At 67.7% G+C, this 22696-nt stretch carries 16 protein-coding genes and 4 pseudogenes; 8 read left to right on the top strand and 12 right to left on the bottom strand.

Annotation, left to right across the window (positions count from 1 at the left end):
• Positions 1-90: 90 nt before the first annotated feature.
• Positions 91-4269 (bottom strand): LamG-like jellyroll fold domain-containing protein, encoded by a 4179-nt coding sequence (locus tag EAO73_RS27370; RefSeq protein WP_147974232.1) that lies wholly within the window; start codon positions 4267-4269, stop codon positions 91-93.
• Between the two features lie 300 nt (positions 4270-4569).
• Positions 4570-5151 (bottom strand): annotated as a pseudogene (locus EAO73_RS27365) (aldo/keto reductase); the annotation flags it as partial.
• A 90-nt stretch (positions 5152-5241) separates the two neighbouring features.
• On the opposite strand from EAO73_RS27365, the gene EAO73_RS27360 reads away from it, so the two are divergent.
• From EAO73_RS27360 to EAO73_RS37395, 4 genes and pseudogenes are all read left to right on the top strand, one after another.
• On the top strand, positions 5242-6240 hold the full coding sequence (locus tag EAO73_RS27360; protein WP_318153291.1) for an ArsR/SmtB family transcription factor: 999 nt from the start codon (positions 5242-5244) through the stop codon (positions 6238-6240).
• A 520-nt stretch (positions 6241-6760) separates the two neighbouring features.
• A pseudogene (locus EAO73_RS27355) lies at positions 6761-6958 on the top strand (transposase); the annotation flags it as partial.
• Positions 6959-7005: 47 nt separating this feature from the next.
• Entirely contained in the window at positions 7006-7503 is a 498-nt protein-coding gene (locus EAO73_RS27350; protein WP_147974230.1) for a DinB family protein, read from the top strand.
• Positions 7504-8101: 598 nt separating this feature from the next.
• Positions 8102-8293 (top strand): annotated as a pseudogene (locus EAO73_RS37395) (hypothetical protein); the annotation flags it as partial.
• Between the two features lie 110 nt (positions 8294-8403).
• Here EAO73_RS37395 and EAO73_RS27340 read toward each other — a convergent pair.
• The 5 genes from EAO73_RS27340 to EAO73_RS27320 all read right to left on the bottom strand — a co-directional run bounded on the left by EAO73_RS27340 (position 8404) and on the right by EAO73_RS27320 (position 13477).
• Entirely contained in the window at positions 8404-8910 is a 507-nt protein-coding gene (locus EAO73_RS27340) for a MarR family winged helix-turn-helix transcriptional regulator (RefSeq protein ID WP_147974229.1), read from the bottom strand.
• Between the two features lie 49 nt (positions 8911-8959).
• Complete coding sequence (locus EAO73_RS27335) at positions 8960-9370, bottom strand: STAS domain-containing protein (protein WP_147974228.1); 411 nt, start codon at positions 9368-9370, stop codon at positions 8960-8962.
• Positions 9367-10461: a B12-binding domain-containing protein gene (locus tag EAO73_RS27330; RefSeq protein ID WP_147974227.1), complete on the bottom strand. Its 1095-nt coding sequence runs from the start codon at positions 10459-10461 to the stop codon at positions 9367-9369. The genes EAO73_RS27335 and EAO73_RS27330 overlap by 4 nt, the downstream gene beginning before the upstream one ends.
• Positions 10458-12041, bottom strand: a complete 1584-nt coding sequence (locus EAO73_RS27325) for a PP2C family protein-serine/threonine phosphatase (RefSeq protein WP_191134245.1) — start codon at positions 12039-12041, stop codon at positions 10458-10460. Before EAO73_RS27325 ends, EAO73_RS27330 begins: the two co-directional genes overlap by 4 nt.
• Before the next feature lie 251 nt (positions 12042-12292).
• Positions 12293-13477 (bottom strand): PP2C family protein-serine/threonine phosphatase, encoded by a 1185-nt coding sequence (locus EAO73_RS27320; RefSeq protein ID WP_147974452.1) that lies wholly within the window; start codon positions 13475-13477, stop codon positions 12293-12295.
• Between the two features lie 208 nt (positions 13478-13685).
• Here EAO73_RS27320 and EAO73_RS36150 point away from each other — a divergent pair, with 208 nt between their 5' ends.
• The gene (locus EAO73_RS36150; RefSeq protein ID WP_191134272.1) at positions 13686-13895 is read left to right on the top strand and encodes a hypothetical protein; all 210 of its coding nucleotides are present in this window, start codon (positions 13686-13688) and stop codon (positions 13893-13895) included.
• A gap of 22 nt (positions 13896-13917) precedes the next feature.
• On the opposite strand, the gene EAO73_RS27310 is transcribed toward EAO73_RS36150, so the two are convergent.
• Positions 13918-14751 (bottom strand): helix-turn-helix domain-containing protein, encoded by an 834-nt coding sequence (locus EAO73_RS27310; RefSeq protein WP_191134244.1) that lies wholly within the window; start codon positions 14749-14751, stop codon positions 13918-13920.
• Between the two features lie 45 nt (positions 14752-14796).
• Here EAO73_RS27310 and EAO73_RS27305 point away from each other — a divergent pair, with 45 nt between their 5' ends.
• The 3 genes and pseudogenes from EAO73_RS27305 (at position 14797) to EAO73_RS27295 (ending at position 18274) form a co-directional block, all read left to right on the top strand.
• Complete coding sequence (locus EAO73_RS27305; RefSeq protein WP_147974223.1) at positions 14797-16038, top strand: MFS transporter; 1242 nt, start codon at positions 14797-14799, stop codon at positions 16036-16038.
• Positions 16035-17024, top strand: a pseudogene (locus EAO73_RS27300) (IS481 family transposase). The gene EAO73_RS27305 and the pseudogene EAO73_RS27300 overlap by 4 nt, the downstream one beginning before the upstream one ends.
• Positions 17025-17662: 638 nt before the next feature.
• Entirely contained in the window at positions 17663-18274 is a 612-nt protein-coding gene (locus EAO73_RS27295; protein WP_147974222.1) for a hypothetical protein, read from the top strand.
• 261 nt (positions 18275-18535) lie between these two features.
• Here the strand turns inward: EAO73_RS27295 and EAO73_RS36805 are convergent, their stop codons facing one another.
• The 4 genes from EAO73_RS36805 to EAO73_RS36145 form a co-directional block, all read right to left on the bottom strand.
• A complete protein-coding gene (locus EAO73_RS36805) occupies positions 18536-18868 on the bottom strand; it encodes a hypothetical protein (RefSeq protein ID WP_224756478.1) in 333 nt (110 codons plus the stop codon).
• A 528-nt stretch (positions 18869-19396) separates the two neighbouring features.
• Positions 19397-20854 carry a beta-propeller fold lactonase family protein gene (locus EAO73_RS27285; RefSeq protein WP_224756477.1) on the bottom strand — a complete coding sequence of 486 codons (1458 nt, stop codon included), beginning with the start codon at positions 20852-20854 and terminating at the stop codon, positions 19397-19399.
• A gap of 360 nt (positions 20855-21214) precedes the next feature.
• Complete coding sequence (locus EAO73_RS27280) at positions 21215-22168, bottom strand: SGNH/GDSL hydrolase family protein (RefSeq protein WP_147974221.1); 954 nt, start codon at positions 22166-22168, stop codon at positions 21215-21217.
• A gap of 207 nt (positions 22169-22375) precedes the next feature.
• Positions 22376-22696 (bottom strand): hypothetical protein (locus EAO73_RS36145; RefSeq protein ID WP_224756476.1); only part of this gene is annotated, 321 nt, incomplete at its 5' end.

The raw sequence follows: 22696 nt of genomic DNA, 5'->3' as shown, positions 1-22696 counted from the left end.
CGCGGAGGATTGGGTGGAAATCTCGCAGAGGCGCCTGCGTGTGTCGGGTGGGCGGACCACTGACAGGTCCGCCCACCCGACATTGGGAAATCAGCCTTGGTTGCCGCTGGGGACGTCGGTGGGGATGTCCCAGAATGAACCGGCCAGCTGCTGGACCTGGCTGTCGTCCAGCGCGCCTTGGAAGGCCCAGACGTCGTCGATGACGCCGGGGAAATACTGTCCAAAGGCGTCCGCCGTCTTGGCGCGGCCGACCTGCAGGGTGCCGCCGGCCTTGAACGTCAGGACGTTGTCGGCCCAGGCGATCAGGTCCTGGCAGGAGGTTTCGTCTGCTTCGCCGTTGCCGTCGGCGTCGGTGCAGGCGGTCTCCTGCAGTACACCGTTGACGTACAGCCGGGCTTCCTTGGCAAAGCCGTCGTAGACCAGGGCCAAATAGTTCCAGTCCCGTGCGTCGTAGAACTCGGTGTTCGCGACGCTGTCGGTGCTGGCGCCTGCCGTGTCGTCGGTGCGGATGTCCGCGCTGTAGCTGCCCATCCCGTCCGCGTTCGCGGCATCCGGGGTGAAGTGCAGGTCGAAGGCGCTGGTGTGGGTGCCTGCGGCGGAGACCACGCTGGCGTTCTGGGTGGGCAGCGCGGCGGCCTGAGCCCATGCGGTGACGGTGAAGCTGGAGGAGGTGTCCAGCGGCTGGGTAGTGGCGGTGGCGTAGTCGTCGACGCCGTCCAGCTGCAGGCCGTTGAAGTCGATCCAGCCCATGCCCTGCCGGGCCTGGCCGCCCAGGGTCATCGTGTTGGCGTTGTCGGAGGAGTCCGGGCTGGTGGCCGGCGATCCGGTGGTGACGGTCTCGAAGTTCCAGCGGGCCTTGACCAGGGGACGCTGGCGGAACATCTGCGCCACCTCCTCGGCGGAGACCGGCCGGTCCATCACCCGGACGTCGTCGATGGTGCCGGCGAAGTGGGCATCCATCGCTCCGCTGTAGTTGCCGGCCCCGATGTACATGGACTGGTTGGCGTAGAAGGCGTCGACCAGTGTGGTGGAACCGGCCTTCACTCCATTCACGTAGAGCGTGAGCGTGTTGGCCACGGTGTCGTGCACACCGACCAGGTGCACCCACTCCCCCACCCGGGCGGTGGTGCCGTCGGGCTGCATCGCACGGATGGGCTTGGCGTCCGCGCTGTCGGCCGAGTACTGGTTGAACGCCCACCGGTCGTAGTAGGACGAGTAGTACAGCTCAAAGCCGGGAGCGACCTGGCCTGCCTGCGCCACGATCATCGCGGCCTTCCCGTCCGTTCTCTTCTTGTCGAGTTTGGCCCAGGCCGAGACGGTGAAGCTGGCCTCGGTGTTGATGGGCGGGCTTCGTACCTCGCCGATCCGCCCGTAGCCGGTGGAACCGTCGAAGTGGGCGGCCTTGCCCGCAATGCCCTCAACGCCAGTGGTGACCGCGCCGTGGTACTTGGCGGGCAGCACCCCGCCGTGCCCGGTCAGCTCGGTCGCGTCGGGCGCTTCGTCGAGGGGGAAGATGGCGGTGGCCGTGCGGCCCGGGTCGCCGACGTTCTGCTTGTTGTACAGCACGTTGACTTCGGTGGGTGACAGCATTCTGTCGAAGAACTGCAGCTCATCGATCGTGCCGGGGAAGCCGAACATCGGCGTCCCGGTGAAGTTCTTGGCGCCGACCTGCAGGCCGCGCCGCGCTTCCCACGGGGTGCTGTAGGGCACGGAGTCGACCAACTGGCCGTTGACGAAGAGTTGCAGCAGGTTGCTGGGGTGGTCGTAGGAGCCCACCAGGTGGGTCCAGACTCCGGCCTTGACCTGGCTGGTGCCACCCTGAGAGGCGCGCACCAGACCGCCGCTCTCATCGTCCGACTTGTACTGGTTGAATGCCCAGCCGTAGGTCTTGGAGTAGTACAGCTCCATACCCGGGGCGTGGTTGCCCGGCACCACGGCAACGTCGACGCCGGTGTCCGGGATCTTGTCGAGCCTGACCCAGGCGGAGACGGCGAAGGCGCTGGCGGTGTTGACTGGCGAGAGATCGGTGGAGGCGTAGCCGCTGGTACCGTCGAAGTGCACCGCTGTGCCCTTGACCCCGGCTGCCCCGGGCGTCACCCCACCGTGGACCGCGAGGGTGCGCGCTGGGGTGGAGCCGGTGGCCTCGCTCGCTCCTGCGGCTTCGTCCAGCTGCCAGGTCGCCCGCTCGGGCTGGCCTGCTTTCACCCGGAACTGATAGGTGCGGATCTCGCTGCCATTGCCGGCCGAGTCGAAGGCCTGGGCCGTCACGAAGTTCACACCCGGCTTGGAGGGAAGCATTTTCACGATCTCGGCGGCCCCGCCCGAGGTCGTGATCTTGTTCTTGGAGGACGGGTCTGTGTTGATGCCGTACCAGTACGACGTCACGTCCGTACTGGCCGAGTCGATCGTGAACGAGCCGTACTTGCCGATCCCGTCGTACCAGGGGTCGTCGGGGTCGTTCGGGTCGGGGGCCGGGTACTGGCTCGAGGCCACGGCAGGCGCCTTGGGCACCGAGGTGTCATAGACGAAGTAGCAGGCCTGCGGATCGCCGGCATTCGACCAGGGTGAGTACTGCGCGCCGTCGTAGACGCGGGCGTACCAGTTGACTGTTCTGTTGGTCGGGATTGTCGAGGGCAGGCTGATCGTGAAGTCGGAGCCTGACTTCTTGGCAGTGGTCCTGGCCGGGCTCCACGAGCCGCCGTCCCAGCCCGCCTTGAACTGCACCGCGACGCTGTCGCCGTCCGGGTCCGTCACACTGTTCGCGGTGATCTTGCCAAGGGTACGCACCCGTGCGGGCTTCGAGGCGGGCTTGCAGGTGCCTCCGTACTCCATCGTCAGTTGCGAGGACTTCAGCTGCGAGGGCGGGCGGTTGTACTTGACCCGCAGAAAGGCCTTGTCCGAGAACCGCTTCCATGCATAGCCGTCGCTCTCGCTGCCCGCCCGCAGGCCGAACGTCATCGTGGAGTCGTGTGCGTTCGCCGCCGACTGGACGGCCGACTTCACGCTGAACTCGGCGTCCTTGGCCGAGCAGCCGCTGTAGCCGTACGCGAAGGAGTCCGAGGCCAGCTGCTTGACCCAGAACCCGGACGCGTTCTGCGAGTTCCACGTCGTCGAGGACGAGATGCCCTTCGTCTCCCACAGCTCCACCGAACGCGCCGAGCACGACGCCGACCAGGTGTTGTGCACCACGAACTCGGCCGACAGGATCGACTTGCCCGCGAACGTTGACACCGGGATGCGGTAGAAGAGCCGCTTGGTGTCGTTGGGCTGACAGTACGACCAGTTGCAGTAACCCATGCCTGCGTCCGAGTCGCCGTTGAACTTCCACTGCGGCGACGACGCCCAGTACTTCGACGCCATCGTCCACGCCGACGCGCGCGGCGAGGACCACTGCGGGTCAATGAACACCGGATAAGTGGTGTCCGCCCCCTTGAGCACATCGGCATCCGGGGTCAAGACCAGCTCATCGTCGCTGGTCACATCCACCCCGATCGGCGCCAGCCGGCCAGACTCGCCGGACCCCGGCTCGCCCCGCTCCCCGGTGCTGCCACCATCGACCGCGGCGCTCAGCGTCTTCGCCGCCCGGGTCCCGCCTGCGCTCGAGTCCCACATCATCGGCCGCGGCGCCTCGAAGACCGTGCCGCCGGTGCCCTGGTCGACCGCCTGCAGGCCGCCCTGACTGGTCTCCTTCACATCCAGGCCCTCGGTACCGAGCTTGAGCCGCAGTTCAGCCAGTCCCTCGCTCTGCGCCGCCTCGGCCGTCTTGACTATCAAAAGCTGCGAGAAGCCGTCCTCCTGCGCCGTCATCCGCAGATCCACGCCCGGCAGCACCGAAGGGTACGTCGCCACCGCGCCGTCCAGGACCGGAGCCGGCAGCGACGCCGGCCACGTCAGGCTCGCCGCACGGCCCGCTCGCTCCATACGCACCAGCGGCTCCTTGGCACCGCCGCCGGAGAACGCCAGCTTCACCGTAGTGGCGGCAGGGGCGACCGTGCCGTCTTCCCGTCGCGTCAGCGTGGTGTCGATGTGCTTCCAGTCCTTGCCCGCCCGGGTCCAGACCGGACGCAGGTACTCCCGCGCCTCCAGATTCCCGTCCGCCGTCGCGAAGACCTCCCGCGCCTCCCCCCGCTGGGCAAGCACCTCGACCGGCTTACCCGAGTCCTTCGCCTGCGCCAGCGCCTCGGTCTCCGAGGCCACTGCGGCCGATGTAGCACCGGCATCGGTTGATGTCGCACTGGACGCGGCGGCCGCCGGAGCGGCTGCCGTCATCGAGAGGCCCGGAAGCACCCCTACCGCGAGCGCCCCTACAAGCACCGCCCTCAGCCAACGCTGCCGTCTGTGACGTCTTCCTTGCATGTTTGTTCCGCCCCCACTCATGACGCACTTTCGTCTGCTACGTGAACTTGCACCGTTAGAAATCGAACTGACCGGCTGTCACCAGATCGGTTCTCGATGCATGTAGGCACCTACCGGGAAATTTCATCTGCTCCTCATGACGCGGCGGCCGTCGTCGGAACCGGTCTCGCGGGTCCCACCGGGGTTCGGACGGATCCGCCAGGCCGCCGCTGAGGCTGAGCTGTGATGGGCTGCGTCGAGGCGGGCGAGTTCGGTGCTGGTGAGGCGCAGGGGGCCGGCGGCGACCTGCAGATGGGCGGGATCGCCGGTGCCCGGGATGGCCAGGACGTGTGGTCCTTGGTGGAGTGTCCAGGCAGTGCGGACCTGTGCGGGAGTCACGCCGTGCGATCGGGCCACTTTTCGCACCTCCTCGCGTTCGGTTCCGGTCGGTTCACCGGGTCCAGGTGGCCGCGGCCCAGCTGGCGCAGGTTCTCCTCGACCAGCCCCCCGTAGTTCTCGACGCCCGGCGTGCGGGAGCCAAGCTCCGGACAGGTCGCGGGGCTGCCCGACCTTGGTCGCGATGACGTGGTCGCTCGGGTAAGGGCTCAAGGCCCGCTTGATCAGTTCGTTCGCGGAGCGCAGCGGGGAGAAAAAGAAGACGGCGGTGCCGATGTGGGGCACGCCGCCGGCGTCGGGTATGAGAACCTTGTCGGCCTGCGGCAGCCGCATCGCGCCGAAGCCGACCCGGGGGACAGCGACGTCGCCCAGTATCCGCGTACCCGCCGCGGCGGCGGTGTCGCTCTCCCAGTCATTCATGGGGGAAGGATCTTCGGGCGGTAGGCTCGATGCCACTGATTCGGGTATACCTGAATCCTCGAACCGGACGACCGACGGACGGACGGACACGTGGCGGAACTGTCGTTCTCAACCGACGACCTGGCACGGATGCGGTTCTGCGTCTCGCCGATGTGGCAGGTCGGGACGAGCTTTCGCCTCCTACGCTCCGGCGTCGCCGACCCGCTGCACCGTCCCTGGCTGGATCAGGTACGCCCTCGGGTCGCCGCCGCCGGACTCGACCGCGGATGGCTGTCGGATCTGTTCCCGACCGCCGCCCGGTACGTCCCAGACTTCCTGAACCCCACGCCGCCCGGTCCGGCTCCGACGCTCACCGAGGAACTCGCGGCCGTCGCGGCGACCACGCCCGAGCGGGTGCGAAAGGACCTGGAGCCTCTGCGTCACCACGAGGGTGGCCTCACCGGCCACCTCCGTGCGTTCCACACCGATCCGCGCCACGGGCTGGAGCGGCTGGTGGAGGAGATCGAGGCGTACTGGGAGCTGGCTCTCGCACCGTACTGGGCTCGCATCCGGGCGCTGCTCGACGCCGATGTCCGCCACCGGGCCTGGCAGGCCGCCGAGCACGGAGCCGAACACCTCTTTAACGACCTCCATCCTTTGGCCAAATGGCACGACAATGCGCTGCGCCTACTCGACCGCCGACCGCGCACCTTCACAAGGACGGCCGCAGGCAGCGGACTGCTGCTGATTCCGTGCGCCTTCAAGGGGCCTGGCCTGTCGACCCTCCTCGCACCTTCGGAACCACCCCAGCTCGCTTACCGTGCCCGCGGCACCGGCACCTTGTGGGAACCCCGGCCCGTCACCGGCACCGCAGCCCTGGCGGCCGTACTGGGCCGCACCCGCACCCTCCTCCTGGCCGCTCTGGACGCACCGGCTACCACCACCGAACTGGCTGCTCGCACCGGCGCCTCCATGGCCGGCGTCTCCCAGAACCTCGCTGCCCTGCGCGACGCCGGCCTCGTTACCGCCCACCGCACCGGCCGCACCGTCCTGTACGCCCGGACCGAAACCTCTCAGGCCCTTCTCACCCCACCCGCCCCCTCCTCCTGAAACCTGGTCTGGCAGCCCCGGCCCTCTTATCGGCTCGGGGCAGGGCCACTCGTGTTCCTGGGAAGCCGACCCTCGAGTGCAATCTCTCGATTCCATATCGGTGATCCTTTTCCAACCATCAGATCGGCAATGGTCAGCCGGAGCGACGCTCCGGGATGGAAGCAACCAGTGCCGGAGCCAGGTCAGTACGAGGAGATCAGGCCCCGTCTCATCACACGAGATCGATGCTGCCCGCGCCGAAGGGATAAGACCGCCCGCGCGCTCGGCAAGGCTGCGCGTTCACTCGGGTATCTGTAGCCGACGCTCTCGAACCTCCAAGCGCACGCCGCCCGCCACCGCGCTCCTTCGCAAGTTCGGTGTCCACCACCGACCGTCGGCGAGCTCACGGTCAGCTTCTCGGGCCGCCGGTTTGCCGTCGTTGCTGAAGATGTTGTTCATCGCAACCTGATGAACTTCTTCGGGATCTGCTGTCACGCTTCGGTCCGACGGCCCGCCGAGCCGCCCGGCCCACTCGGTGAAACCGATGATTGCCCGCCGCGGCGTCGCACACGGCTCCGGGCTGGGCGGGGTGCGCTGGGTGGTAGAGCGCGCATTCGCCTGGCTGCACCAGTTCAAGCGGCTCCGCACCCGCTACGAACGGCGCGCCGACCTCCACCAGAGCCTCCTCGGACCGGCCTGCGTCATCATCTGCCTGCGACGACTCAGAACGGCATCCTGAAACGACCAGCGAGTCGGGTGTCAGTGGGGCCCGATACGGTTCGGCCCATGACTGACACTGAACTGACCACGTTGCTCGGCGTCCTGAACAGCAAGCGCAAGCACGTCCTGGATATCCTGGAGGGCCTGGACGAGGAAGCGCTGCGGCGCCCGGTGCTACCGTCCGGCTGGACGTGCCTGGGGCTGGTGCACCACCTTGCCCTGGACGACGAGAAGTTCTGGTTCCGCGCGGTTGCGGCGGGAGAACGAGCGGCGATCGAGGAGATCCTCGGATCCGGCGAGAACGCGTGGCAGCCCACCTCGGAGATGACAGCCGAGGAGGTCTTCGCCCTCTACCGCCAGGAAGGCGAGCTCGCGGACGCCTTCCTGGCCGGCGCCGACCTGGACGCGGCCCCGGGCTGGTGGCCAGACTTCTTCGGCAGCTGGCGGTACGACAACCTCCGCGAGGTCATCCTGCACGTGATCACTGAGACCGCCACCCACGCCGGCCACCTGGACGCCGTGCGCGAACTCATCGACGGTAGGCAGCGGCTGGTTGTCACCTGAAAGGAGAGCCCCTCCGCTCTGCCGACCAGGATCGTCGAGCGCAAAGCCCGGAGCTCAACTCATTCTGAAACAATCAGTTAAAGAGCGTTTTGTTCCGACTTTGGTGCTTCATTGCGGTTCGGGCGACGGGCCGCTTGAGGCTGACTGAGCCAGCAGACGTCTCTTGTGACAGGTGATGCGGATGACGGCTTTCGAGGGTCCGCTTCGGTCTGTTCGCTCCTGTCTGATCCCAACACGCCCTTGCTCACGCCTGTTTGCGCCCTGTAGCGGGACGGCGGCCATCGGTACTACGGAAACATGCCTCGCCGACAGCGGCCGCCTCCGCCAGGTGCGGACCGTGTCCGCGGCACACTCAGCCGACGGGACACCTCCAGGATCGAGCGCCCCTCGGCGCACTCCAGCACGATCCTCGATCGCTGAGCCAGAGCCTGGGCCGTTGCGCGACGACGCACCCAACCCTCCAGCACGGCCCGCTGGGCATCAGTCACCGACAACGGCGGAATCTTCGGACCCGAACGACTCATGAACAACCACCGACGAACCTACGACTCAGGTCACTAGCAGTTGTAGAGGCCAGGCGGGAACCCCAACCATTTGCATGTCCGGTGTGATCGAGCCCCAGGCCCCCCGCCTCTGGGCGGTCTGCGACGGCCGGCACCAGACGTTAACGGTCAACGCGGCGGGCACGTTCGCGCCGACGGACGTGTACAACCGCCCGTCCGGCATGCCGAATTACAACAACGAGGGCTTCGCGCTGTCCGGCGAGGACGAGTGCGTGTCGGGGACGAAGTCCTGCCGGCCGGTCAGGGAGCCGAACGGTCCCGGACGACCTCACCTGCCCCGGTGGTGGGCGGATGCCACACTCCGGGGACCTTCGCGGTGGAGGTGTGATGCCGGCGTTCAGGCCGCAGAGTGGCTTACTGGTACAGGTGGTCTTTCGCCCGATGCGGTGTCCAGTTGCGCCTGTAGCGCCGCGAGTCCAATGGCGAGGGCGGCGCGTTCGGCGGGGGGAATCCTGTTGATGGCCTGGTGGAGCATGGTGTCGCGCCGTTCACGGATACGTTGAAGGTGCTCTTTTCCCGTATGGGTGAGCTGCAGGGTGATCTCGCGGCCACTGTCCGGGCAGGGCCGTCGTTCAAGGAAGCCGATGGCCTGAAGCCGGTCGCACATGCGGGTCACCGTCGGAGGGGCTGAGGCCAGGCGTTCGCAGACGGTGCGCATTCGTATGCCGCTCTCGCGGTCGAGGACGTACATCAGGCGCAGCTGTGAGGTGGAGCTGGGGGCTGTGGTGCCGTTGGCGGAGTGTCTGGCGTGCTCCCACATCACGTCGAGGAGTTCGGTCACGGCGCTGGCGGACCGAGTTGCCTCGTGCCAGGTGTTGCTGGGGGTGGCGTCTGGTGCGGTCACGGGTTCCCCGTCGGTGGGTGCTGGTGTCCAGTGAACGGTCGAGAGCGGTTCAGGTGTTCGAGTCTGGTGCGATGGGGCCGGACGATACGGCGTTGTCCTGTGTCGCCGAGGGATTCGCGGCACCCTCGCCACATGGTCCTGTGAGGTGGTCGCGGATTCCGGTGAGGTTCAGGAGCCGCTCCAGCTTGGCAGGTCTGTCATCCAGGTGGAGACGCACCCCTGCCGCGGTGGTGAGGCGGCGGATCATCAGCAGGGCCGAAAGGCCCATGGAGTCGACCGTGCCGAGGTGCGCACAGCGCAGGCGCAGCTCGGACGGGGCGGTTCGCTTCGACAGGCGGCTGGTGATCTCGGCGACCAGGCGATCGGCGCTGGCGTAGTCGAGGTCTCCGTGGATCTCCACGAGGATGCTGTCCCGGGAGTCGGTAGTGGTCAACTGCAGGTGATCGGGGTGTGTGGTCATACGGCGTTTCCGGCGGCGGTGGGTATGTGGGCGGTCAGGATGTGGTTGGCGGCGGCAAGCATACGGACAGCTCGTGGGAAGTCCTTGAGTTCGCGGGCCAGGAGGTCCAGAGCCGGGAGCAGACTGTGGGCGGGTACGCCGCGCGCCTGGAGGATCCGTGCGGTCCAGGTGGTGAACCAGGTGAAGAGTTCGTCGTCGTCGAGATAGAGGGCGGTGGAGAGGAACTCCACGATGTGCGCGAGGTCTTCCGCGGTTCGTTCACGCTGGGCATCGTCGTAGTCACGCATGGCGGGGAAGGAGTCCTGCAGCGCGGCGAAGACGGTCTGGACGAGCGTGGCGCCGGTGCGGGTGACCATGGTGTATTCCTGGTCGGCCAGGTGCGGCAGGTCGTCGAACTGCTGGTGATCGGGCAGCGGCAGCGGCAGCGGGCTGCTGATGAGGCGCTCGGCGGCGGCGCGGGCGTCCGGCGCCCAGGCGTCGGCGCCCAGCAGCCTTGCGTACCGGCCTTCCGGACCGAAGGCGGCACCGCCGACGATGACCGGGACGCCGACGGCCTGGCAGGCGGTGATCACCGCGTGCGCGGTCGGCAGCCTGGTGGCGATGGAACTGGACAGGGCGACCGCGTCTGCCCGGGTGTTGTGGAGATGGGAGATGAGGTGCGGTGTGGGGACCTGGGCGCCGAGGTAGTCCACCCGCCATCCGCGGAGTTTCAGGACCTCGGCGAGCAGGCGTGCGGGGAGAGCGTGCCATTCTCCGTCGACGCAGGCCACGGTGATGCGCCCCCTGGTGACGGCCGTGCGCGCGCTGGGATGCAGGCCGACCGCGGTGACCGCACGGTCGTTGATGGCGGTCGCCGCGTGCTCCTGGGCGACGCTGAGCCGGTTGCCCGCCCATTCCTCGCCGACGCGGCCTTGCACCACGGCGATCACGTCGAGCAGGACGCTCTCGGCGGAGATCCCCTCATCCAGCGTCCGCACGACGAGTTCGGTGGCCGCGTGCTCGTCCAGGGCTGCGACGGCTTCCCACAGCCGCTCCGCAAGCTCCTTGAGGTGTCCGGCGCCGGCCGGGCGGGGCAGGGAACTGGTATTCATGCGGTGAACCTGCCCCGGGTGTGGCCATCCACCGCGCTCAGGTGATGCGTGTGGGGGGCGGCGATCACGACGACGGCCATGTCGTCGTGCGGGCGGGCGCCGAGCCACTGGGCGGCAAGCATCTGTACGTGCTCGGCGATCCCCTCGGCGGGCATGCCCGCGCACTCGGACAGGGCGCGCTTGAGGCGCTTCTCACCGAACATGTCGCCGCCCATCGGCCCGCCCTTGGCTTCGGTGATGCCGTCGGTGTAGAGGACACACGACTCGCCGGGCGCGAGCGAGACGGCGGCTGTGGTGGCGGAGACGTCCGGAATGGCGCCGATCAGGGTTCCGTGGGTGTCGGCCTCCTCCACGGTGCCGTCCGCACGGATGATCAGTGGGCAGGGGTGACCGCTGCTGGTGAGATCGAGGTCCACCCTGTTTCCGCGTCGTACGGCGGAGGCCAGGATCAGGGTGGCGAAACGGGTGTGATGGGAGCTGAGCAATGCGGTGTTCAACAGGCCGAGCATGCGCTGGTGGTCGTCGGCCAGGGGCAGCAGAGCGTGCAGAGTGTTACGGATCTTGCCTGTCAGCACAGCGGCTTCCAGGCCCTTGCCGCACACGTCTCCGAGAGAGACCAGCGAGGCTTCGCCCTCGACGGCCGCCGGATGCACGTCGTAGAAGTCGCCCCCGATGCGCTCATGATCTCCGGAAGGCCGGTAGCGGCCGGCGAAGTCCACCCCGGAGATCTGGTGCAGGACCGGTGGCATGAGCTCACGCATCAGCACATCGGTGATCGCGGTCTGCTCCGCGTACAGCCGGGCGGCGGACATCGCGGCCCCGGCTCGGGCGGCGAACACCCTGGCGAGGATTTCCTCCTCGTCGCTGAAGGCCGCGGTTCCCGTCTTCCGCAGCAGAATGAGCGCCCCGGCGGGAACTCCCTGTCCGGGCAGCGGGGTGATCACTATCGAGCCGACCGCCCCAAGTTCCTGGGGCAGCATCCAGCCGGGGGCTGTGGACGGGTCGATCCATCGCGAGGGAACCGGCGGGAACCCGCGCATCGCCTCGCCCAGACCCGGCACGTCGTCGGGATTCACCTTCACGGTGGACTGGACCGGGTCACTGCCGCGCAGGCAGGTCACCAGCGGCAGGCGGTGCCCGTGATCCGGTGCGACAACCAGCGCCGCGTCCGCGAGATTCTCAGCGGCCAGGAGCGCCGTCACATCCATGCACCGTCCCAGGTTGAGGGAGGCGAGCAGAGTGCTGGAGGCCTTCGCGAGGAACGCGGTCCGTTGCCGTTCCATGCGCAGAGCATCCCGGACCAATTGGTGATCGGTGTCGTCCACCAGCCACCACGCCACCCGGCCCTCGCTCTGCGTACTGGGGTGGGCCTCGAACTGCCGCCCGGCGATGTGTCCGCGCAGCGGCTCCGCGGCGTCCTGGGCCGGGCGCCGACCGGGAGAGCTCAGCGTGGCGTGTGCGGCCCTGAGCCAGGCCGGGACCACGTCCGTCAGTGGTGTCCCGGGCAAGGCGGCGGGCAGGAGTAGACGTGCGGCGTCATTGCACCGCACCACGGCGCCGTGGCTGTCAGCCACGAGCACCGGATACGGAGCCTGGCCCCACTGGGGATCACTATTCCCATTCGCGTGCAACGCGGGCTGTGCTTGAGTGGAAACCAAAAACCTAGGACTCGCTGAGCGAATCCCTCACCTCATCAACTAGACGATTGCCTGGAGGCAACCATCCCTCCCGATGCCTCCGCACCGCAACCCGCCCACCCCCTGGGGAGACACCTCTCACACCGGCAGCGCCGCTCCTTCACATTCGGACCACATGTCCGTTGTGTCCAGATTCAGCGGTCGCCTCTGTCCGCACGGCCCAGCCAGTCCAGACACAGCACCAGGGAATCGTCCTCTGCCGGACCCGCACCGCGATGCCCCAGCAACTCCTGCAGCATCACCCTCGGCACCTGCGAAGCGGGAAGCAGACGAGTGCTGTTGATCGAGGTGGCCAACGCACGCAGGCGGTACTTCTCACCATTCGGGGACAAAGCATCATAAACACCGTCACTGATGAAGAGCAGACGGTCTCCCGGCTCGACCTCGAAGTACTGGGACGCGTACTCGGTGTCCTCGAACATACCCAGGGGCATCTGCGCCTCCATCTCGACCGTCTCGATGACCCCCCGGCGCACGCGCCAGACCTTCGGGGAGCCGGCATCGATCATCTCCACACGTCCCGTAGGGACGTGGAAACGGAACAGCAGCGTCGAGAGGTACCGGCTCCCCCGGTACTGCGCGTACACCGCCTGATCGGCCAGACACGCCTGATCACTCAGGCTCAGCCCGGCGCGGCGGGCATTGCGCAGGGCGTTGACGGCAAGGTTCGTCAGCAGTGCGGCGTCGATGCCCTGACCCATGCCGTTACTGACGGTTACATAAAGGTCATCGGCCGAGGCCGACCAGTCGAAGCAGTCACCGAAAATGGCGTAAGCGGGCTCCAGCTGGGCGCCCAGACTGTACTCCGGCCGCGAACAAGAGCGCCCTGGCAGCAACTGCCACTGCATCTCGGCAGCAAGCGTCAGCCGCTCCGCCCTGCGCGCCTGCAGGAAGAGGTCCGTGTCACGCCCGGCGACCACCACTTCGTGCGCCAGCGCGTCGGCGCAGGCCTGCAGGTCCTCCACCACGGAGGGCTCGGCCCTCTCGCCCTCCGGCAAGGTAACGGCGAGAACGCCCAGCCGGTCCCCCCGGACGCTGACCGGCAGGTATACCGTCACCTCGGACGCCGAGCGGTCATACGCACGCTGCGCTTCCTGAGCACCGAACGCACGACCCGGAGCGCTGTCGTACACCGAAACCGGCGGCCGGGTGTGGGGCAGCACCCCGACAGGCTGCAGTCGCGTCATGGCGTAGTCGACCAACAGAAGATCGACCGCGAGCGCAGCATGGCGGCGCATGACCGCGGAACGGAACACGTCGAAAACTTCATGGGGCGCGGCCTCACGCAAAGCGCGCTCGACGGCACTGGGTCTATGCATTTCCATCGAATCCGCTCTTCTTCCGCAAAACTCGTCAAAGCGACGGCTGCCATCGAACAGCCGAGGGGCACGACGCCCACTCGGGAGTGTCACATGCGCGACGCCCACGCCCTACCCGCCCTCCTGCACCGAAGGCTCGGCCGAGCACAGAGCTGCGGCGGGGGGCGTCAGGGCGACCCGCACCTCCTTCCTCGGCCGGCTCACCCGGATGATCACCGGCACACTGGATCCGCACCTGGCCCGCTACCCCGTGGTCGGGTCTGTGCTCGTCCCGACCACGGGACGGAGGCCTACCGAGCCCGGCGGTCCCCAGCCGTCCGGGAAGGCGGCCCAAGGTGCGGCGCTGGGCTTTCTCACGGGCGACCTGCCGGGCGAGGACGTCGCGATCCACATAGGGGTCGACGGCAGCGAGGACTAGGTGTATTGACCCTCAGCGTTGTTCACGTCGCGGAGAGCGCTCGAAGGGCGTCGGCCGTCGTGTCGTCAGTGGGGTAGTAGGTGAAGAGCTCGACATCAAGGGCCGCGCTCGGATGGAGGACCTGGAATGCCAGGCTCAGTCGGCCGAGGCGGGGGTGATTGAGCGTCTTGGTCCCAGCTGTCTTCTCACGCACCTCGCGTAGCGCCCACCACTGAACGAACCGGTCAGAGTGCGTACTGAGGCGTCCGACGAGTTGCTGAATGCGGGAGTCGCCGGGGTTGAGGGCACTTGCGCGCCGCAGCATGGCGACCTGGGCCCGAGCACCGGTCTCCCAGTCGGGGTACAGGTCTTGCAAGGCGGGGTCGGTGAGCATCAGCCAGACCATGTTCCTGTCCTGGACTGCAAGTGCGCCGAAGTCCGTGATCAGCTCGGCGCCGAGAGCGTTCCAGGCGAGGACGTCACGGCAGTGGTTGAGAGCGAAGGCCGGGCCGTTGAAGTTGGCGATGAGGGCACTGAGGTCGGCCTTGCGCAGGTTGTGGTGCTTGCGTTCGTGACGTGGGGCGGATGGTCCACGATGGTCAGCGGCGAGGGCGTGCAGGTGGGCACGTTCGGTGTCGTCGAGGCCGAGGGCGGTCGCGATGGCGTCCAGCACCTGGGCCGAGGGATTGACGCGGCCCTGTTCGATGCGCTGGTAATGGTCGGGGCTGACGCCGGACACGATGGCGAGCTCTTCACGTCGGAGCCCCGGCACCCGCCGTCCGGTCGTGGCTGGCAGGCCGACCGTCTGGGGTGTCACCAGCCCTCGACGGTGTCGTAGAAACGCTCCCAGTTCGGCTCGTGGGTTGCTGACGCTCATGCGATCACCTTGGCACAGCCCCGGTAGGCCGTGGGTGGCCATGTCATGGCCAGGAACAGCCTGGCCTCCACACCGGCGGGGGTGGCAGCGAAGGCTGACCGCATGCTCTCCGTTCAGTCAACACGCATGCGATCGGGGCTGCTGGCAGTCGTTGCCGGCAGTACCGTCGCAAATCTGTATTACAGCCAGCCGATCCTGGCCTCGCTCGGCCAGTCACTGTCTGTTTCGGCCAGTTGTGCGGGATCAGTGGCCGTGGCCACCCTGGTCGGCAACGGGTTGGCCCAGTTGCTCCTGGTACCGCTGGCGGACAAGGTCGAGCGCCGCCGCCTCACCCAGGTCCTGCTGATGGTGCAAGCCGCCGCGATGGTGCTGATGGCGTCGGCGCATCGTCTGTCTTTCGCCGCAGCCTCAAGTCTGTTCATCGGACTGGGCGGTGCGGCCGCCATGGTCATCGTCCCGTACGCTGCCGCCATCTCAGATCCCGCGGAGCGCGGACGGTCCACGGGGACGGTCATGGCCGGGGTGCTGCTGGGAATCCTGTTCTCGCGGAGCATCAGCGGGTTCATCAGCAGCATGGCCTCCTGGCGCATGACTTACCTCACCGGCGCGGGCCTCGCGCTCGTGGCCGCAGTGCTGCTGGGTAGGTTCCCGGCCTTGCGGGCCCAGGGCCGACCTCCCCGGTATCGGCACCTCCTGGTGTCCGTGACCTCCATTGCCTTACACGACCGGTTGGTGCAGCGCCGGATGGCGATCGGCGCGCTCGGGTTCGTCTCGTTCAACGTGCTGTGGACCGGCCTGACTTTGCTGCTGTCCGCGGCGCCGTATCACTACTCGCCCGTGACGATCGGCTTGTTCGGGGTCGTCGGCCTCGTCGGAGCGCTCACCGCGAAGAATGCCGGAACCTGGTTCGACCAAGGACATGGCCCGACCGTCTCCCGTCTCGGCTGGGCCGCCACAGGCGCAGCCTGGCTCCTCCTGCTCGCCGCAGGCCAGGGCCACCTCCTCGGCCTGTCCGTGGTCGTCGCCGGGATCGCGTTGCTCGACGCCGGCATGCAGGCCCAGCACATCACCAACCAGTCCACTCTTCTGGCCGCACGCCCCGATCACACCGCTCGTGTGACCACCGCCTACATGTCGGCCAACGTCGTCGCCGGCGCCGCCGGCAGCGCACTCGCCTCAGCCCTGTATCCGGCGTTCGGCTGGATTGTGCTCGTGGCCATGGGCATCGTCTGCAGCATTGCCGCGCTCTGCACGCTCCCCCGCACGACGGAGGCGGGGCCGAGATGACCCTTGCAGACGCCCCTTTGAGTCTCGAAGGACGCCGGCGCCTCATCGAACGCTGCCAGAACCGTCCGATCGTGCACGTCGCCGCAGAAATGGGAATCTTCCGGGCCTGCGGGTCGAAGTGGGTTAACCGCTACGGCGAACTCGGCCTGTCAGACCGCTCCTCAGCGCCCCATCGCTGGCCGACCGCGACTCCAGCCGAGGTGATCAACCGGATCGAGATCATGAGGCGTTCGCACAAGTGGTCCTCCACACGCATCACTCACGAACTCGCAATCGAAGGAGTCGAGATCTCGCGGCGCACTGTCACACGGCATCTCGCCGAACTCGGCCTGAACCGGCGACGGTTCATCGGCCCCAATAGGGAGAGCCACCGGGAGCCGCGGAAGATCGTTGCTCGAAGGCCAGGTCACATGGTCCACATCGAGGTCAAGGAGGTCGGCAGAATCCCGGACGGCGGCGGATGGCGAGCTCACGGTCGAGGCAGCGACCAAACCAAGAATGCCGAACGCTCCAAGCGAAAGACCAAGCGCGGTGGCTACGTCTGCCTGCATTCGGCCATCGACGGATGCTCCCGGGTCTCCTACACAGAGGCCCTGCCCTATAGAAGGCGGCTACCGCCATCGCGTTCATGCACCGGGCCCGCGCCTGGTTCGCCGCGCACGGCATCACTCACATCGAACGGATCGTCACCTACAACGGCGCGTGCTACCGCGCTGAAGCCTTCGCACGCGCCCTGCGCGGCACGGCATCAGAGGATCACTCCCTACACGCCCCGGCACAACGGGAAGCAATAGAGGTACAGCCGGATCCTCTCCGAGGAATTCCTGTACGCCCGGACCTGGACGTCCGAAGGCCAGCGCCGCGAAGGACTCGCGATCTGGAACGCCCACTACAACTACCATGGCCCTCTTAGCGCCGCAGAGGGAGGGCCGCCAGCGTCGCGACTGTGCCAAGGTGTCAGCAACGTCCTGGCCTCCTACAACTAGGCCAGGGAAGCCGGCCACAATCCGTCGTGAGGGGGGTGGCAGAAGTGTTCGCCGCCGTGCCCGATCCGTTCGTACAGCAGGTCTTCGATGCGTTGCTGGAAACCGTGGGATCCACCGCGTCCTCCAGGGCTGACGTCCGGATGCTCCATCCTTGCGGCTCTTTTTGATCTCGGCGCAGCACGCGAGTAGGTGCGGGCTCCGGCCGATTGCTGATGCGCGCGGATGATCGTGGAGTCGACCGAGATGTCCTGGTCGATCTCGCCTGCGGAGCCAACTGCCGCCTGGATCTGCTTGAGCAGACGTTCCCAGGTTCAGTCGGCCGACCACAGGCGGGGGCCTTCATGACTAGGGCTTTTCGTTTGGATCGGGCCGGATCAGGGAGCGGGCCCCGGTGCGTGCCTCGCATGGCGGAGGAGGGAGCCGATGCGGAGCGTCGGCGACCGACGACAACGCCACTAGGTCCGGCGTAGAGCCCGCGAGCCCCGCATGCTTCGAACGAGAGGCCTAACTGCCGCCGAGGTTATTCATATTCACATGCGGAAGAAAGCGTTCATACATGTGAAGGCACCCGTCGGGCAGGCGTCTGCAATAGGGATCGGCCAGTACCGGTCCGTCGTGCAGTGTGCCCAGGGGTGATGATGACCGAAGAGCTGAGAAGTGCGGTGGACAGTAAGCCGGATGAACCGGTCGACTGGGAGGCCGAGCGCCGCTGGAACGACCGGCCCTGGGTGCAGGTGGGGCTCATCGTGCTCGTCGCTTCTGGGGTGGCCATCGCCCTGAACGTCGCACTGAGCGTCACACTCGGGCATCCGAACAACGGGGGAATCGGTGGCGGCCTCGGTGCGGTGATCGCCTCGTGGTGGAACGGCAGGCGTGTGCGTCGACAGATTGCCGAAGAGACCGGACTGAGCCCGTGGCAGGTGCCGATCGTCGGTCGGTGGCTGCGCCAGGGGCACATTCCCCGCGATCCGCAGGCCCGAAAGGCCATGGCCGCGCTCGTGCGGAAACAGCAGCGTGCACTGACGAAGGGCAAGCGCTGGGTGTTGCCAGCCATGATGGCCGCTTTCGCCGCCGGCGGCGTCGTGTCCTTGGTGCTCGGGGAATTCGCCCTCGGGATCGTGCTGTTGGTGGCCTCCGCGCTGCTGATACCCGCTCTCCTCACCCAGCGACGCAACATCGAACGACTCCCCCACATCGAAAAGGAACTCGCAACACCGACAGGAGCAGCGGCCCCGCCCGTCGGCTCCTGAACACAGCGTGCGGACCCGGCAAGCGGGCCTGGGGATGGACCTGGACGCGCGAGGTGCGGCGAGGGCGTGACAGCAGCGCGGCCTGGTGCCGCTCGTGTCACAACGGGCCGACGTCGGTGACGAGTTCTGCGATCACGTCGGGCGTCAGCCCGGTCATCCGCTGGCTACCCATGATTGCCGCACGCGTCCGATTCCCCACCACACCGATCATGTACAACGATCAAGGTCTCGACACGCTACCACCAACCATGCACGAGCTCGTTAGGCCGCAGTTCCATCTGTGCGGATCGAGGCTGGAATGGTGCGCAGGCGCTCGGTCAGTTCGGTCGCCGAGTTGAATACCGAGGCATCAAGCAGCCGTCCCAGTCGCGTCAGGCGGTCGCGGGCTGTTGCGCGGAGCCGCGGTGGCGGGATCAGGTCGAGCACGCCCAGCGCGCGGGTGGCCGCCTGGTCCGGAGTGTCACGGGCCTCCGCGAGCGCAAGGACGAGGGTGGCGGCCACCCACCCCGGAGCTTCGGCAGGCGCGGCGTCGATGGATTCGAGGGCGGCGGCCGCAGCCCGGTCGAAGCGTTCGAGGGTCAGATGAACCTCCACGACGTGAGAACGGTGTTCGGCTCGGTCGTATCCACAACGTCCGGGCAGCTCGACGGCCGTGCGCATGATCGCGTCGCTCTCATCGAGGACGCCGTCTGCCTCTGCGGTCCGGCCCGTGGCAGCGGGGACCGGCAGCAGACCCACCCCAGGAGCTGGGCGCGCCGCAGGCCTTCGGGCGCGTGGTGGAGGCCGCACTCGGTGTGTCGTCGTGCGTGCTCCCAGTCCTGGCGAGCGGTGGCGACCATGGCCAGTGCTCCGCTGGCCCAGGCGGTGAGCGCCGGTTCGCGGGTGGACTCGCCGAGGGCGCCGGCCAGCGTGAGATGGGTGCGGGCCCCTGCGCGGTCGTCCGGGTGATAGGCGAGGTTGCCGAGCAGCGCCGAAAGCTGGGACCCGCCCCCGGCAGGGCCAGCGGGCGGGCGGCAGCCACCCAACGACGGCCGACTCGTGAGCGGGCTGCATGCCCCGCCCGCCAGCTGGTCATCGAGCCCACGCCTTCTAACCTGCTCGAACATCCGATCCGTAGGGACGTCAGCAGGTGGCGAGCAGGATGGAAATCACCGTGCAGGACGCCGACGACGTGTCGTTGGAGGAGCCAGGATCGGTCGGGGACGAGGCCGTGCGTGCCGCCTGGACCGTGATCTGTCCAAGGTTGAGCAGCGACAGCGGAAGCTTGAAGCCGGCTGTGACGGACGTACTCGCGGGAATGTTCGCGAACGCGCAGACGACCGTGTTGCCCGTGGCGGTGCAGCCGGGTGAGAGTCCGGTCGCGGAGGCTCCTGCGGGTAGTGTCGCGGTGACCTTCGCCGATGTCGCCTTGTTCGGACCGGTGTTGTGCACGGTCAGCGTGTAGCCGATGGCGCCCGGGAGCAGAGCGTTGGCCTTGGCCTTCAGCGCCACGGCGAGGTCCGCCTTCGCGGGGCGTACCACGCCCGACGTGATGCCGAGGGGCGTGCTGCCGACGCCGCCGAAAGCGGAGGTCACCGTATTGCTGGCGAGCGCGACCACCGACACGTCGCTGCTGCCGCTGTTGGAGACGTAGAGTTGGTCGCCGCCCTGCTGGAGCGCCACCTCCCATGGATACTGGCCGACGGCGATCGTGGCGGTCACCTCGTTGGTCGCGGTGTCGATCACGGAGACGTCGTTGCTGAAGTAGTTGGCGACGTACACGCGGGAGCCGTCGGGCGTTACGAGCACCCCGTGCGGGCTCAGGCCGACACCGACGGAGGCGGTCACCGCTTCGGTGGCCGTGTCGATCACGTACAGCCTGTTGTCGCCGGCGCTGGAGACGTAGGCGTGCGCTCCGTCCGGCGCGAAGGCGACCGCGAGTCCGCTGCTGTTGCCCAGTCCGATGGTGGCCGAGATCGTGTCAGTCGCGGTGTCGATCACCGACACAGTGCTGCCGGAGTTGGTGACGTACACGCGCGAGCCGTCGGGCGACACCGCGAGTCCGCGAGGACTTCCGCTGACCGGAACGGTGGACGACACCGTGTCGGTGGCCGTGTCGATCACCGACACACTCGCGCTGCCGGCGTTGGCGACGTAGACCCGGGAGCCGTCCGGGGTCACGCCCAACTGTTCCTGGTTCTTGCCGGTGGCGACGGTGGCGGTCACGGTGTCGGTGGTGGTGTCGATGACCGACACCTTGCTGTTGTTCCTGCTGTAGTCGGAGACGTACGCGCGGGTGCCGTCCGGCGCGAGCGCCACGGAGCGGGGAGCGCCGCCGACGGCGATGGTCGCGGCCACCGTGTCGGTCGCCGGGTCGACCACCGACACGGTGCCGCTGCTGTAACCGGCGATGTAGAGGTACGGTCCGGACGGGACGGCCGCAGCCGGTCCCGACGGCACCGCTACCACCGCGACGGTGGCCAGTGCCAGTGACGACAGCGCGCCGGTCGTACGACGCTTCCAGCGCCCCACGGACGGGACCGCTCTGATGCGGCTGATGTCGGCTGCCCCGACGTGCTCGCGTCGCTGACCTCTGGACATCGCTTCCCCCTGACGCACCGGAGGCCCGCCGCGTCGCGAACGGGGGCCGTTAAGTGGTGAGTTGACTTGCCCTGACAGGAACGGGGGACACGTTACGTACCGTGGCTGTCCGCGTACAGACGAGTGCGAGAGGTGCGGGGTGCACGCGGGGTGTGCGTGCGGGTCGTGCGCCGGGGCGTATCTGGCGGCCGATGGCGTTGGTGTCCTAGGACTGGCCCTCGGACAGCGCAGCGAACGTGGCAACCTCCCCAGTTTCCGCGAGAGGGTGCTCGAGGAAGGTGAGGACCCAAACGCGGGACCGGCCGCCGGATGTGACGCAGGCCGGCCCCCGCGGAGTCGCGCTCAGAGGTACCGGTCAGCTCAGCTGATGGCGTTGAGCATCGCTTCTTCGACGTGGTCGGCGGTGTTGCGGTGGCCGAGGGCGTTGGGGTGGACGAGGGAGATCTGGTCGGGGAGGCTGACGATGCCCTCGACCCACTTGGTGGCGTCGCAGACGCTGTGGTTCCGGGACGAGGTGTAGAGATCGACGAAGCCGGCGGTGTCCTGGGTGCCGGTCGAGTCGTTGATGGTCTGGTTGAGGGGTTCCAGGACGCTCTTGCGCAGCCAGGCCAGGTCGCCGTGGGTGATCGTGGCGAACTGCGTCAGGTCGCCGTAGGTGCACTTGGATGCGTCGTCGGGGATGACGGCGGGGTAGCCGACGGCGAGGATCTTCGCCTTGGGGGCGCGCTCGTGGAGCACGGTGAGCATCCGGTCGTAGTCCTGGCGGACCTTCGTCAGCCGGGTCGGGATGCCGACGGCGAGGGCGTCCTTGCAGGGGGTGCCTTCGCTGCCGCTCTCGCCGCCCAGCTGCATGCACTGGGTGAGGAGGTCGGCGAAACCGAGGGTGTTGCCGCCCACGCCGACAGTGATGACGTCGGCCCCAGCATCCACGGCCTGGGACTGCGGGGGCACGGCCGGGAAGGGGTAGTCGGGGTCCTCGGAGAGCGGCGGGAAGTGACGGCCGATCGGTTCCTGGGCTGTGTCGGTGACGTTGTCGATGGTGGCGGCGCCGCAGCTGACGTTGCTGAGGTCGAACAGGCCGCCGAGGTCGCGGTCGATGACCTGCGGGTAGGACCGGTCGGTGCGCTCACAGCCGTCGCGCGGAACTTCGAAGGTGTCACCCGCGGCCCGGATGACGCCGGCGGTGTAGGAATCGCCGAGGGCGACCCACTGGTACTCGCCGACCGCGAACGCGGACTGGGAGGGAAGAGCGGCGCCAGCGGTGAGGGCAGCGGCAGAGCCGAGCAGGGCGAGACGGGTACGGATCCGTGCCACGACAACTCCAAGGTGGGGGTGACAATTCCACCACGAACCATATACACAGAGTTATGGCAATCAGTGTCTTTGTCACGCAAAGTACCCTTTCGGGGTGCTGCGCGGTGGCCCACCCGGGCGGGACAACCCTTCTGACGCACCATCACTGCCCTGAAGAGGTCTGGCGCTGGACGGGCGTACCGCATAGGCCGAGGATGCGAGGATCCTTCACACGACGAACCACGAAACCCATGAGCTGACAAGGGCGTGCCAGTACTGGCCCCGCGCGGAGACGTCGACATCGACGTGCTGCCCCCGCTTCAGGCTCAGGCCGACACCGCGCTCGCCCGGCACGGCGCGCCGATACTCGACGCGAGCGGCATCGAGGTCACCGACTCGTAGTTCCTGCGCCTGGTCCTCACCCCGCACGATCAGGGCGAACTCAAATTCGCCAACCACCCCTACACCGTCCAGCGCCTCCTGCAGGTCGTCGGCGCCGACACCTCCCTCAACGTCTACCCCGCCCTCGAAGCCGGACATGGCCAAGCT

The organism is Streptomyces sp. col6, assembly GCF_008042035.1.
GTDB lineage: Bacteria > Actinomycetota > Actinomycetes > Streptomycetales > Streptomycetaceae > Streptomyces.
This window is presented reverse-complemented; position numbering and strand designations above follow the sequence as displayed.

Coding starts and splice junctions, on each gene's coding strand:
- EAO73_RS27370 (WP_147974232.1), bottom strand. CDS start 4,269: ATGACGGCAGCCGCTCCGGCGGCCGCCGCGTCCAGTGCGACATCAACC.
- EAO73_RS27350 (WP_147974230.1), top strand. CDS start 7,006: ATGACTGACACTGAACTGACCACGTTGCTCGGCGTCCTGAACAGCAAG.
- EAO73_RS27335 (WP_147974228.1), bottom strand. CDS start 9,370: ATGACCACACACCCCGATCACCTGCAGTTGACCACTACCGACTCCCGG.
- EAO73_RS27330 (WP_147974227.1), bottom strand. CDS start 10,461: ATGAATACCAGTTCCCTGCCCCGCCCGGCCGGCGCCGGACACCTCAAG.
- EAO73_RS27320 (WP_147974452.1), bottom strand. CDS start 13,477: ATGCATAGACCCAGTGCCGTCGAGCGCGCTTTGCGTGAGGCCGCGCCC.
- EAO73_RS36150 (WP_191134272.1), top strand. CDS start 13,686: ATGATCACCGGCACACTGGATCCGCACCTGGCCCGCTACCCCGTGGTC.
- EAO73_RS27310 (WP_191134244.1), bottom strand. CDS start 14,751: ATGAGCGTCAGCAACCCACGAGCCGAACTGGGAGCGTTTCTACGACAC.
- EAO73_RS27305 (WP_147974223.1), top strand. CDS start 14,797: ATGGCCAGGAACAGCCTGGCCTCCACACCGGCGGGGGTGGCAGCGAAG.
- EAO73_RS27295 (WP_147974222.1), top strand. CDS start 17,663: ATGACCGAAGAGCTGAGAAGTGCGGTGGACAGTAAGCCGGATGAACCG.
- EAO73_RS27285 (WP_224756477.1), bottom strand. CDS start 20,854: ATGTCCAGAGGTCAGCGACGCGAGCACGTCGGGGCAGCCGACATCAGC.